General features: G+C 71.6%; 11 protein-coding genes. 2 read left to right on the top strand and 9 right to left on the bottom strand.

What is annotated here, in order from left to right; all coding sequences use genetic code 11:
• Positions 1-97 precede the first annotated feature (97 nt).
• Together ACFFIA_RS18365 and ACFFIA_RS18370 are read right to left on the bottom strand one after the other, a co-directional pair.
• A complete protein-coding gene (locus ACFFIA_RS18365; RefSeq protein ID WP_377252575.1) occupies positions 98-595 on the bottom strand; it encodes a DUF2752 domain-containing protein in 498 nt (165 codons plus the stop codon).
• 33 nt (positions 596-628) lie between these two features.
• Positions 629-1,840 carry a winged helix-turn-helix domain-containing protein gene (locus tag ACFFIA_RS18370; RefSeq protein ID WP_377252577.1) on the bottom strand — a complete coding sequence of 404 codons (1,212 nt, stop codon included), beginning with the start codon at positions 1,838-1,840 and terminating at the stop codon, positions 629-631.
• A 60-nt stretch (positions 1,841-1,900) separates the two neighbouring features.
• Between ACFFIA_RS18370 and ACFFIA_RS18375 the strand changes: the two genes are divergently transcribed.
• Positions 1,901-2,743 carry a bifunctional DNA primase/polymerase gene (locus tag ACFFIA_RS18375; protein ID WP_377252579.1) on the top strand — a complete coding sequence of 281 codons (843 nt, stop codon included), beginning with the start codon at positions 1,901-1,903 and terminating at the stop codon, positions 2,741-2,743.
• A gap of 64 nt (positions 2,744-2,807) precedes the next feature.
• Positions 2,808-3,359 (top strand): GNAT family N-acetyltransferase, encoded by a 552-nt coding sequence (locus tag ACFFIA_RS18380; RefSeq protein ID WP_377252581.1) that lies wholly within the window; start codon positions 2,808-2,810, stop codon positions 3,357-3,359.
• 624 nt (positions 3,360-3,983) lie between these two features.
• Here ACFFIA_RS18380 and dapB read toward each other — a convergent pair.
• From dapB to truB, 7 genes are all read right to left on the bottom strand, one after another.
• Entirely contained in the window at positions 3,984-4,742 is a 759-nt protein-coding gene (gene dapB, locus ACFFIA_RS18385) for a 4-hydroxy-tetrahydrodipicolinate reductase (protein ID WP_377252583.1), read from the bottom strand.
• Positions 4,743-4,771: 29 nt separating this feature from the next.
• A complete protein-coding gene (locus ACFFIA_RS18390; protein WP_377252585.1) occupies positions 4,772-5,683 on the bottom strand; it encodes an acetylxylan esterase in 912 nt (303 codons plus the stop codon).
• A gap of 157 nt (positions 5,684-5,840) precedes the next feature.
• Positions 5,841-7,097, bottom strand: coding sequence for a M16 family metallopeptidase (locus ACFFIA_RS18395; protein ID WP_377252587.1), 1,257 nt, complete (start codon positions 7,095-7,097; stop codon positions 5,841-5,843).
• Positions 7,097-9,463, bottom strand: coding sequence for a polyribonucleotide nucleotidyltransferase (locus ACFFIA_RS18400; protein WP_377252589.1), 2,367 nt, complete (start codon positions 9,461-9,463; stop codon positions 7,097-7,099). Before ACFFIA_RS18400 ends, ACFFIA_RS18395 begins: the two co-directional genes overlap by 1 nt.
• A 223-nt stretch (positions 9,464-9,686) precedes the next feature.
• The gene (gene rpsO, locus ACFFIA_RS18405) at positions 9,687-9,956 is read right to left on the bottom strand and encodes a 30S ribosomal protein S15 (RefSeq protein ID WP_308714609.1); all 270 of its coding nucleotides are present in this window, start codon (positions 9,954-9,956) and stop codon (positions 9,687-9,689) included.
• Positions 9,957-10,069: 113 nt separating this feature from the next.
• On the bottom strand, positions 10,070-10,996 hold the full coding sequence (locus ACFFIA_RS18410) for a bifunctional riboflavin kinase/FAD synthetase (RefSeq protein WP_377252592.1): 927 nt from the start codon (positions 10,994-10,996) through the stop codon (positions 10,070-10,072).
• A gap of 163 nt (positions 10,997-11,159) precedes the next feature.
• The gene (gene truB, locus ACFFIA_RS18415; protein WP_377252594.1) at positions 11,160-12,041 is read right to left on the bottom strand and encodes a tRNA pseudouridine(55) synthase TruB; all 882 of its coding nucleotides are present in this window, start codon (positions 12,039-12,041) and stop codon (positions 11,160-11,162) included.
• Positions 12,042-12,047: the final 6 nt, after the last annotated feature.

Below are 12,047 nucleotides of genomic sequence, written 5' to 3' on the forward strand. Positions count from 1 at the left end.
ACCCCGAGACGACGATCACCTCAAACCATGACGCGGATCATGACCAAGCACTACTAGGTCGAGTAGCCGGGAGGGTCTCACCTCCCGGCTACTCGACCTAGACGTAGAACCAGGTGAACGGCGCCCACGGCAGGTTGCGCAGGATGCTGAAGGCCAGCCACGCGGAGAGGAAGAAGCCGATCACCACGGGCGTGATGCGCAGCGACGGGAGTGTCTTGCCGAAGACCCGCTTGCCGGTCCAGGCCAGGTACACATAAAGCAGGAACGGCACCGCGAAGACGAAGAGCGCGTGGTGGCGGGCGGCGGCTGGGACGTCGCCGCGCAGCAGGTACCAGAACGCGCGCGTGCCGCCGCACCCCGGGCAGTCGAGCCCCGTGGTGAGCTTGAGCAGGCAGGTGGGGGGCGCGTCGGCGGTCGACTCGGTGGGGTCGGCGATCGTCACGTAGGTGGTGGCCGCCGCCAGGCAGCCGAGCACCGCCACCGGGGCGAGCCACCGGGGCGAGCGCGCCATCAGCCGGCTGAGCCGGCCGGGCGGCGGAGGCACGTAGAAGGGCGGCGGAGGCGGAGCGGCGGTGGGATCGGCCACGCTGGTCACGGCGCCTCCTGGTCGGCTCGCTCGCTCACCGGTTTACGGTACACCGAGAGCGCTTTTCATCCGGAGGTCACCGCCCTCGGGCGGTGACACCGCCGACAGGCCCAGCCATCCGGCGAGCCGGCGCAGCTCAGCCGCGAGCGCGTCGGCGGTGTCGGCCGGGTCGGCGCCCGGCTCCAGCCAGGCCGCCGGCACGCGGAGCACACCAGCCTTGCGGTCGGCCTTGAGGTCGACCCGCGCGGTGAACCGGTCGCCCTGGAGGAACGGGAGCACGTAGTAGCCGTGCACGCGCTTGTGGGCCGGCGTGTAGATCTCGATCCGGTAGGTGAAGTCGAAAAGCCGCTCGGTGCGCGCCCGCTCCCAGATCAGCGGGTCGAACGGGCTGATCAGAGTGTCGCCCCGGATCCACCGCGGCAGCTTGGCGTCGGCGTGCAGGTAGGCCGGCTGGCGCCAGCCGCGCACCTCGACCGGGATGAGCACGCCTGCGTCGACCAGCTCGGGGATGGCCGCGCGGGCGCCGGCGACCGGCAGCCGGAAGTAGTCACGCAGCTCGAACTCGGCGGCCACGCCCAGCGAACGGGCCGCCACCGCCACCAGCTCGCGATAGGCCTCGGCGGGCGTCGGCGTTGGCGCGGCCAGCACCTCGGCCGGCAGGACCCGCTCGGGCAGGTCGTAGACGCGGGCGAAGCTGCCATTGCGCCGGGCCGCCATCACCTCGCCGGCCCAGAAGAGGAACTCCAGCGCGCGCTTGACGGACGACCAGTTCCACCCCCAGTTGCCCTTTTCCCGGGGCGCGTCGTGCTCGATCTCGGCGGCGGTCAGCGGCCCGTTGACCCGCACCTCGTCGCGGACCCACTCGACCAGCTCGGGCTGCTCCTCGGCGATGCGCCGCATGCCGCCCCACGCGTCGCTGCGCGCCCCCGCCATCCGCCACCGCAGCGCGGGGTGCAGCGCCACGGGGATGAGCGAGGCCTCGTGCCCCCAGTACTCGAAGAGCTCGGGCGGCCGCCCGTAGGCCGCACGGTCGAGCAGCGCGGTCGGGTAGGGCCCGAGGCGGCTGTAGAGCGGCAGGTAGTGGGCCCGCTGGAGCACATTGACGGAGTCGATCTGGAGCAGGCCGGTGCGGGTCAGCACGCGGCGCAGGTGGCGCATGGTCACCGCCCCCACGGGCGCCGGGTCGGCGAATCCCTGGGCGGCCAGCGCGATCCGGCGGGCCTGAGCGATCGACAAAGACTCTTGAAGTGGCATCGCACCGGACGTTAACTCAGCCGTACGACAATTAGCACAGGTGTTCGATACAATCACGGAATGTCGCCGATCAAGAGCGCTCTGTGGTACGCGGCGAGCGGCGTGCCCGTCCTCCCCCTCCACACCGGCCTCGGCGGCGGGCGGTGCTCGTGCCGGCGCCCGCACTGCGACCGCCCCGGCAAGCACCCCCGGTGGCACCCCCGCCTGATCACCGCCGGCCTCCACCAGGCCAGCACCGACGCCGACCAGGTGCGCCGCTGGTGGGCCGCGTGGCCGGAGGCAAACGTGGGGCTGCGCACCGGCATCGCGGTCGACGTGTGCGATGTGGACACCGACTCCGGCCTGCACCTGCTCCGCGACCTGGTCGGCGACCTCGACGACACCCCGCTGGTGCAGACCGGCTCGGGCGGGCTGCACCTCTACTTCGCGGCGAGCGGCGCGCCGAGCCGGGTCCGCGTGCTGCCCGGCGTCGACTGGCGCGGCGAGGGAGGCTACGTGGTGGCGCCCCCGTCGATTCACGGCAGCGGCGTGCCCTACCGGTGGATCCAGCACGGTCCGGCGCCGCCCTGCCCGCCCGCGCTGCTGCGGCTGGTCGTCCCGCCACCGCCCCCTCCCCCGCCGGTGGTGCGGCATCCCGGGCGATACGCGTCCGCCGCGCTCGACAACGAGGCCAAGCGGGTGCGCTGGGCGCCGGTCGGCGAGCGCAACAACACGCTCTACCGGGCCGCCCGCAGCCTGGGGCGGCTGGCCGCGGCGGGGCTCCTCGATCCGTACGACATCGTCAGCGCGCTCACCCCGGCCGCCATCGCCGCCGGGCTGGGCCCCGCCGAGACCGCCCGCACGATCCACTCGGGGCTGACCGCCGGCCGCCGGGCGGGCACCGTCGGTGCCATGCCAGCCTGACTCCCAGACCCCGATCGTGGGGCCGCCGCCGCGCGACGGCGCCACCTCCGTAGGCTGGTCACTCATGGCCACGGGGTACGTCCGGCCGGCCCGTCCCGAGGACGCCGGTGAGATCGCACGCATCCAGCTCTCCACCTGGCGCACCGCATACCGCAAAGTGCTGCCGGCCCGCGCGCTCGACCAGCTCGACGAGGCGTGGATGGCCGAGCGGTGGCGGGAGGCGATCCAGGCGCCGCCCTCGCCGCTGCACCGGGTTCTCGTGGCGTTCGAGCAGGCGGAGCAGACGTACCTCGTCGGGTTTGCCGCCTCGGGCCCGGCCGACGAGCAGGCGCTCGCGCCCGACGAGCCGCCACTGGCCGCGGACGTCGTGGCCTTCACCGACCTGCTGGTCGAGCCCCGCTGGGGGAGGCGCGGCCACGGCAGCCGGCTGCTGGCCGCGAGCGTCGACCTGTGGCGCGAAGACGGGCTCGCCCGCGCGGTCGCCTGGGTCTACGACGGCGACCCGGCGACCCGCAAGTTTCTCAGCTCGGCGGGCTGGGAGCCGGACGGCGCCGCCCGCGCACTCGACGTCGACGACCAGCTCATCGCCCAGCACCGCCTGCACACAGCGCTCTAGCTGAGCTATTCCAAGGGATAGACCTGGGCTACCGCGATGTCCGCCGCGCTCCAGACCGCAGCTCCCGCGGCCTCACCCGCCGCAGCGCACAACCAAACCCCGCCCTCGCCCAGCAGCACCGAAAGGGCTACTTCCGGGAAGCAGCCCTCTCACGCCGCCGGCAAAGGGCTGTTTCCCGGAAAGAGCCCTTCGGAGGCCAGGACACGCTGCGACATTTCCGGCGAAAGCCACGCCAGTTCCCCGCACCTCCCAAGGGGTCGGGTCCGTACGTGGCGAAGAGTTGACCCTATGGAGCCTGTTGCAAATCGTCAGATTCGCGCGAACTGAGGGGCGCGCTAACCCTCGCTGGCCGCCCTTCGACGGCCAGCGACCGATACAGCCGTGTTCTTCTCGACACCCACTGCGATCGAGCAATTTTGCGACAGGCTCTGTGGGGTCAAGAAATCGCCACGGACGCGCAGCGGCCACAGCCGCGCGTGTTTTCCTGGAAGGAGGACCGCTGACAAGCGGGGCTTGAAACCGCGGAGGGCGAGGCTGCGGGAGCAGCGGCCTGGACCACGACGAGCATCGCGGCAGCCCGCATCTGTCCTTTGAATAGATCGTCCAGGGACCGTTTCAGCAGGGTCAGTCGAGCAGCGGACCCAGACCGATGGTCAGACCGGGGCGCCTGATCACCTCGCGGACCGCCATCAGCACGCCGGGCATGAAGGAGGCCCGGTCGAACGAGTCGTGGCGGATCGTGAGTGTCTCGCCGGTGGTGCCGAAGAGGATCTCCTGGTGGGCGACCAGGCCGGCGGCGCGTACCGAGTGGATGCGCACGCCGTCGAGCTCGGCGCCGCGGGCGCCGGGCAGCTCGTCCTTGGTGGCGTCGGGCATCGCGCCCAGGCCGGCGGCCGCGCGGGCCTCGGCCACCACACGGGCCGTGTGCGTGGCGGTGCCGCTGGGAGCGTCGACCTTCGCGGGGTGGTGCTGCTCGATGATCTCGACGGACTCGAAGTAGCGGGCCGCACGGGCGGCGAACTCCATCATGAGCACAGCGCCGATGCCGAAGTTGGGCGCGATGACCACGCCGACCTCGGGCTTGTGCTGGAGCCAGGTGCGCACGCGGTCGAGGCGCTGCTCGGTGAAGCCGCTCGTGCCCACGACGACGTTGATGCCCTGGTCGATGCTCCAGTGCAGATTGTCCATGACCACGTCGGGGTTGGTGAAGTCGACGACCACCTCCGCCCCCGCGTCGGAGGCGTTGAACAGCCAGTCGCCCTGGTCGATCATCGCCACCACTTCGAGGTCGTCGGCGGCGTCGACGGCCTTGCACACCTCCATGCCCATGCGCCCGCGGGCACCGAGCACGCCGACACGGATGGGTTCGCGCTCTTCACTCACCGGGAGAACTTAACCCACGGGGGAACGCGTCACGCGAAGAAGGTTGCCAGCTCGCGGTCGCGCGCCGCCAGCTCGCTCGCCTGGCCCGGGTACGTCGTGTGGCCGGCGCTCAGCAGGTACAGGCGCTTGGGGCCACCGAGCGCGTGGTACACCGCGAACTGCCCCACCGGCGGTACCGCGGAATCGCGGCGGGCCACCGAGACGAACGTGGGTATCCGGATGCGGGTCGCGGCCGTCGCGGCGTCGAAGTAACCGAGCACGGTGCGCAGCTCCGGCTCCCGCGCCACGCGGTGGCGTACGGCCTCGCCGCTCCCCGTGCACGGCACGCGCAGCCGCAGCGGATGGTGGCCGAAGCTGGGCAGGGACAGGTGGGCACGGCGGAAGCGGTCGTCCCACGGCAGCGCGAGTGCCCCGATGCCACCGCCGAAGCTGCCGCCGCTGTAGTCGAGCTGCTCGATGCCGGGGAACCGCTCCAGCAGCACCGAGGCGGCCCGCCAGATGTCCGCGACGCAGAAGCGGTGCACGTACGTGTCGCGGGAGCTGATGCCGTGCAGCACGTGCTCGGCGGTCACCGCGGGGATGGCGGCCGAGAGGCTGCGCGGCAGCCCTGGCGCGCAGGGGAAGATCTTGGCGGCATACGGCACCGGTACGTGCTCGTCCGGGCCGTCCGCGCGGCCCTGGTAGCCGTGGCTCACCACCATCCCCCGGGTCGGCTGGCCCTCGCGCTGGTACGTGACCCAGGCGAACGCGCGCTCGCCGGTGGAGGAGTCGAAGCTCAGCTCCTCGACCCACCGGTCCAGCCCGGGGTCGTCGTACCGCCGGTGGACCCGCCAGGCCAGTGGCGCTCTGGTCAGTTCCTCGCGAGTGGTGCGCCAGAACGCGTCGAAGTCGGCCGGCTCGGGCGGAGGTGCGGAGCGCTCGGGGAGGGGCCCGTCGCTCACGGCCGTCCTCGCTTCGTGACGGACGGCCGTGGGGCTCCGAGCGCGCTGAGTTCGTTGGTTCGCGCGCGACGCTCGCTCATGGCCCATCATCGTGCCGCGCACGGCATTGACGATCAAGGCCCCAATGGATAGACCACGATCAGGGCACCTAAAAGCCCTATACCGGACCAATAACCGCCAGCGAGGTAGGCCGGGTCAGCAGATCGGTGGCCAGCGCGTTCACCTCGTCGAGCGTCACCGCGTCGACCTGGGCCAGCAGCTCATCGACGGGGAGCACGTCGCCGTAGAGCAGCTCGCCCTTGGCCAGCCGGCTCATCCGCGAGCCGGTGTCTTCCAGGCCCAGCACGAACGAGCCCTTGGACATCCCCTTGCCGCGCGCCAACTCCGCCTCGGTGAAGCCCTTCGTGGCCGCCGCAGCCAGCTCGGCCCGCGTCAGCTCCAGCACCTCCTCGACCTTGCCCGGCGCGCAGCCGGCGTAGACCGCGAAGAGGCCGGTGTCGGCGTACTGGCTGGAGTAGGAGTAGACCGAGTACGCGAGGCCGCGCTTCTCCCGGATCTCCTGGAAGAGGCGGCTGGACATGCCACCGCCGAGCACGTTGTTGAGCACGCCGAGCGCGAACCGCCGCTCGTCGAGCCGCCCGATCGCGGGGCAGCCGAGCACGAGGTGGGCCTGCTCGGTGTCCTTGCCGCGTACGACGGTGTCCGGCGCCCTGGTGGGGACGGCCACCACGGGCCGCAGCGGCGTCGGCGTGCCCCCGCCGACCAGGTCGAGATTGCGCCGCACGAGGTCGACCACGAGGTCGTGGTCGAGGTTGCCAGCGGCGGCGACCACAATGGACGGTGCGAGGTACTCCGTCTTGTAGAAGCTCTCGATCTGCGCCCGGCTCATCGGCGCGATGGTCTCCTCGGTGCCGGAGATGAGCCGCCCCAGCGGATGCGTGCCGTAGATGGCCTCGGCGAAGACGTCGTGCACCTCGTCGCCGGGCTCGTCGTCGTGCATCGCGATCTCTTCGAGGATCACGCCGCGCTCGGTCTCCACGTCGGCCGGGTCGAGCACCGAGTGGGCCACGATGTCGCACATCACGTCGATGGCGAGCGGCAGGTCCTCGTCGAGCACACGCGCGTAGTAGCAGGTGTACTCCTTGGTGGTGAACGCGTTGGTCTCGCCGCCCACCGCCTCGATCTGCGCGGAGATGTCGAGCGCGGTGCGCCGCTCGGTGCCCTTGAAGAGCAGGTGCTCCAGGAAGTGCGAGACACCGCCCAGCTCGGGCGTCTCGTCACGGGAGCCGATGCCCACCCAGATGCCGAACGAGACGCTCCGCGTCGACGGGATCGCCTCGGTCAGCACCCTGAGACCCGAAGGCAGCACGGTACGACGTACCGTGCTGCCCCCGTCTGTCTTGTTTAGCGTCATCAGCGGCGGTGCCGGCGGCGGCGCGGGCCGCCTTCGCCGTCGCCCTCACCCTCGCGCTCGCCGCGGCTCGGGCCACGGTCGCCGCCGTCACGGTCACCACGGTCGCGCGGACCCCGGTCGCCCCGGTCACGGGCCGGCGGGCGGTCGCCACCGGACGCGTCGGACGGCGCCGCCGCCTCTTCCTCGCCCTCGGCACGCACCTTGTCGAGGTAGATCTTGCCGCGCTGGTCGATGTCGGCGATCTGCACCTCGACCTTGTCGCCGACGTTGAGGAAGTCCTCGACCTTCTCGACCCGCTTGCCGTTGCCCACCTTGGAGATGTGCAGCAGGCCGTCGCGGCCGGGCAGCAGCGAGATGAACGCGCCGAACGCGGCCGTCTTCACCACCGTGCCGAGGAACTTGTCGCCGACCTTGGGGAGCGTCGGGTTGGCGATCGCGTTGATCCGCTCGACGGCGGCCTCGGCCGAGGGGCCGTTGGTCGCGCCGACGTAGATCGTGCCGTCGTCTTCGATCGAGATCTCGGCGCCGGTCTCGTCCTGGATCGCGTTGATCGTCTGGCCCTTCGGCCCGATCACCATGCCGATCTTGTCGACCGGGATCTTGACGGTGGTGACCCGCGGCGCGTACTCGGACATCGTGGCGGGCGCCTCGATGGCCTCCTGCATCACGTCGAGGATCGTCTGCCGTGCGTCGTGGGCCTGCTGCAACGCGGCGGCCAGCACGTCGGACGGGATGCCGTCGAGCTTGGTGTCGAGCTGGAGCGCGGTCACGAACTCACGCGTGCCGGCGACCTTGAAGTCCATGTCGCCGTAGGCGTCTTCCGCGCCGAGGATGTCGGTGAGGCTGACGTACTGCGTCTTGCCCTCGACCTCGTCGGAGATCAGGCCCATCGCGATGCCCGCCACCGGCGCCTTCAGCGGCACACCGGCCGACAGCAGCGACATGGTGGAGGCGCAGACCGAGCCCATCGAGGTGGAGCCGTTGGAGCCGAGGGCCTCGGAGACCTGCCGGATCGCGTACGGGAACTCCTCGCGGCTGGGCAGCACCGGGATCAGCGCCCGCTCGGCCAGCGCGCCGTGGCCGATCTCGCGGCGCTTGGGCGCGCCGACGCGGCCGGTCTCACCCGTGGAGTACGGCGGGAAGTTGTAGTTGTGCATGTAGCGCTTGTGCTTCTCCGGGGAGAGCGTGTCGAGCTGCTGCTCCATGCGAAGCATGTTGAGCGTGGTGACGCCGAGGATCTGCGTCTCGCCCCGCTCGAACAGCGCCGATCCGTGCACCCGCGGCAGCACCTGGGTCTCGGCGGTCAGCGGCCGGATGTCGCGAGGGCCGCGGCCGTCGATGCGCACCTGGTCGCGGAGCACGCGGGTGCGGACCTCGGACTTGACCAGCGACCGGAACGCCGCGCTGATCTCCTTCTCGCGCCCCTCGAACTGCGGCGCGACCACCTCGATCGCCTTGTCCTTGATCCGGTCGAGCGCCTCCTCGCGCTCGGCCTTGCCGGCGATCTTCAGCGCCTCGGTGACCTCACCCCGCACGGCGGTGGAGACGGCCTCGTAGACGTCGTCCTGGTAGTCCAGGAAGACCGGGAACTCGGCGACCGGCTTGGCCGCGACCTCGGCCAGCACGTTCTGCGCGCGGCACAGCTCGCGGATGGTCGGCTTGGCGGCCTCCAGGCCACCGGCCACGATCTCCTCGGTCGGCGCGACGGCCCCACCGGCGACAAGGCCGACGGTGTGCTCGGTGGCCTCGGCCTCGACCATCATGATCGCGACATCGCCGTCGGGCAGGACCCGTCCGGCCACCACCATGTCGAAGGTGGCCCGGGCCAGCTCGTCGTAGGTCGGGAAGGCGATCCACTGGCCGTCGACGTGGGCCATCCGAGTCGCCCCGATCGGGCCGGAGAACGGCAGGCCGGAGAGCTTGGTGGAGAGCGAGGCCGCGTTGATCGCCACCACGTCGTACGGGTGGTCGGGGTCGAGCGCCAGCACGGTCTCGACGACCTGGACCTCGTTGCGCAGGCCCTTGACGAAGCTGGGGCGCAGCGGCCGGTCGATGAGGCGGCAGGTGAGGATCGCGTCCTCGCTGGGGCGCCCCTCGCGGCGGAAGAAGGAGCCGGGGATGCGACCCGCGGCGTACATGCGCTCCTCGACGTCGACGGTCAGCGGGAAGAAGTCGAACTGCTCCCGGGGCTGCTTGCTCGCCGTGGTCGCGGAGAGGACGACGGTGTCGGCCAGCTGCGCGAGCACCGAGCCGGCGGCCTGCTTGGCCAGCCGCCCGGTGGAGAACGTGATCTCGCGGGTGCCGAACGACCCGTTGTCGATGACTGCGGTGCTGTGCTGCGTGCCGAGGCTGTTGTGCTCGGTCATGTTCTGGATGCACTCCTGTCCGGTCGTGGGGCCACAACCTAACGGGAGCTGCTCAGACGGGCCGGTCTTCGATCGAAGCGCCCGGGGGGGCCGATGGTCGGCAGCCCGGGGGCCACTACCGAGGACCGGTGCGTCGATCCGCTCCCCGGGCCCCTGGTTTGGGCATATCGATGTAGGGGGAGCGGCTATCCCACCTTGGTGTCGCTGCCGCTCCCCCGTTAGCTCATCGCCGCAGGCCGAGTCGTTCGATGATCGACCGGTAGCGGTTGATGTCCTTCTTGGCCATGTAGTTGAGCAGGCGGCGGCGGCGCCCCACCAGGAGGAGCAGACCACGACGGCTGTGGTGGTCGTGCTTGTGCACCTTGAGGTGCTCGGTGAGGTCGGCGATCCGCTTGGTGAGCACCGCGACCTGCACCTCGGGGGAACCGGTGTCCCCCTCGACGGTCGCGTACTCTTCCCTGATCTTGGCCTTGGCTTGCTGGTCGAGCGCCATTTTCTCCCTGTTTCTGTGGGCTTGTCGCAGTCCGGGACCCGCGGCGTCGTGCAGGCACACGGAACAGAACGTCGTAACACGACGTCCTGGTAACACTACCAGCCCGTGGGACGCTACCCGTTCAGCAGTGCCCGGGTCTGCGCCACGTCCTCCTTGATCTGGGCGATCAAGGGCTCGACCCCGTCGTACTTGACCTGGCCACGCAGGTTGGCGACGAACTCCAGCCCCAGCCGCTCGCCGTAGAGGTCGCCGTCGAAGTCGAGGATGTGCGCCTCGACTCGCCGATCCTCCCCCGCGAACGTCGGGTTGGTGCCCACCGAAGCCGCCGCCGGCAGGCGCTCGCCGCCCCGGATCACCCAGCCCGCGTACACACCGTCGGCCGGCACCGCCGTGTGCGTGCCGGTGAGGAAGTTGGCCGTGGGGAAACCGAGCTGGCGGCCGCGCTGGTCGCCGCGGACGATGGCGCCCTCGACCCGATGCGGCCGGCCCAGCGCCTCCGCCGCGGCCGACACGTCGCCGGCGGCGACGCAGGCCCGGATGTACGTGGAGGAGAAGACCGTGCCGGAGCTGGCCACCAGCTCCGAGTCTTCGACCCCGAAGCCGAACCGCTCCCCCAGCTCGCGCAGCAGCGCGCCGTCGCCGGCCGCCTTGTGCCCGAAGCGGAAGTTGCCGCCCACCACGACCGCCGCCGCGTGGAGGTGCTCGACCAGCACGTCGTGCACGAACGCCTCCGGCGACAGCCGGGAGAACTCCAGCGTGAACGGCACCACGCAGAGCGCGTCGACCCCCAGCTCGGCGATCAGCTCCGCCTTGCGGCGCGGCTCGGTCAGCACGGCGGGGTGCGTGCCCGGGCGCACCACCTCGGACGGGTGCGGGTCGAAGGTCACCACCACCGCGTGCAGCCCCGCGTCGCGAGCCCGCTTCACCGCCTGGCCGATGGTCGCCTGGTGTCCCCTGTGGACGCCGTCGAACACACCGATGGTGACCACCGAGCGGCCGAACCCGCTCGGCACCGCGTCATACCCCCGCCACCTCTGCATGCTGCCCAGCTTAGGTCGTCCGGTGGTGTGACCTGCGCTGTGTGGGTCATCACTGGCCCGGACAGCCCGCTCACCGGGGCGCCAGCCGCCTCGGCCCGGCTCCGCTCGGAGCGCCCGGTACCTCGGCCCGGCGCCGCAGGGGCGCCCCGCCGACCCCCGCGCCTCAGCCGGTGAAGACGACCTCCGGGCGGGCCCGGCCCTCCCGCTCGCGCACGATGGCGAGCAGCCCGCCGTCCGGGGCGAAGACCGCGTACGGCCCGTCGATCCCGGCGCGGTCGAGCGGCCCCCCGTGCGACAGCGTCTTCGCCTCGTCGGCGGAGGCGTCGCGGGCCGGGAAGTAGCGCCGGGCGGCGTCGGCCAGCGGCAGGTTGACCACCTCGGGAGCCACCTTCTCCAGCTCCTCCAATGTGGACGCCTCGGCCAGCGTGAAACCGCCGACCGCCGTACGGCGCAAGGCCGTCAGGTGGCCGCCCACGCCCAGCCCGTCGCCGAGGTCGCGGGCGATGGCGCGCACGTACGTCCCGGAGGAGCAGGCCACCTCGACATCGATGTCGACCACCTCGGGCGATGGGCGGCGGATCTCCACGAGGTCGAGGCGGGAGACGGTCACCGGGCGGGCGGCGAGCGACACCTGCTCCCCCTCGCGCACGCGCTTGTACGCCCGCTTGCCGTCGATCTTGATGGCGCTGACCGCGCTCGGCACCTGCTGGATCTCGCCGGTGAGCACGCCCAGCCCCGCCTCGATCGCGCCGTCGCTCACGTGGCCGGCGGGCGTGGCGGCGACCACCTCGCCCTCGGCGTCGTCGGTGACCGTGCTCTGCCCGAGCCGGATCGTCGCCGTGTACCCCTTGGCCGACCCGATCACGTACGTCAGCAGCCGGGTCGCCCGGCCCACGCCGATCACCAGCACGCCGGTCGCCATCGGGTCGAGCGTGCCGCCGTGCCCGACCCGCCGCGTGCGCGCCAGCCGCCTGATCCGCGCCACCACGTCGTGCGACGTCATCCCGGCCGCCTTGTCGACGACCACCAGCCCGTCCGTACTCACCGCGCC

Source organism: Phytohabitans kaempferiae (genome assembly GCF_042433955.1).
GTDB classification, from domain to species: Bacteria; Actinomycetota; Actinomycetes; order Mycobacteriales; family Micromonosporaceae; genus Phytohabitans; species Phytohabitans kaempferiae.

Bases quoted from the DNA above. Each gene is read 5' to 3' on its own strand.
- ACFFIA_RS18370 (WP_377252577.1), bottom strand. From the start codon at position 1,840: ATGCCACTTCAAGAGTCTTTGTCGATCGCTCAGGCCCGCCGGATCGCG.
- ACFFIA_RS18375 (WP_377252579.1), top strand. From the start codon at position 1,901: ATGTCGCCGATCAAGAGCGCTCTGTGGTACGCGGCGAGCGGCGTGCCC.
- ACFFIA_RS18380 (WP_377252581.1), top strand. From the start codon at position 2,808: ATGGCCACGGGGTACGTCCGGCCGGCCCGTCCCGAGGACGCCGGTGAG.
- ACFFIA_RS18395 (WP_377252587.1), bottom strand. From the start codon at position 7,097: ATGACGCTAAACAAGACAGACGGGGGCAGCACGGTACGTCGTACCGTG.
- ACFFIA_RS18400 (WP_377252589.1), bottom strand. From the start codon at position 9,463: ATGACCGAGCACAACAGCCTCGGCACGCAGCACAGCACCGCAGTCATC.
- rpsO (WP_308714609.1), bottom strand. From the start codon at position 9,956: ATGGCGCTCGACCAGCAAGCCAAGGCCAAGATCAGGGAAGAGTACGCG.
- ACFFIA_RS18410 (WP_377252592.1), bottom strand. From the start codon at position 10,996: ATGCAGAGGTGGCGGGGGTATGACGCGGTGCCGAGCGGGTTCGGCCGC.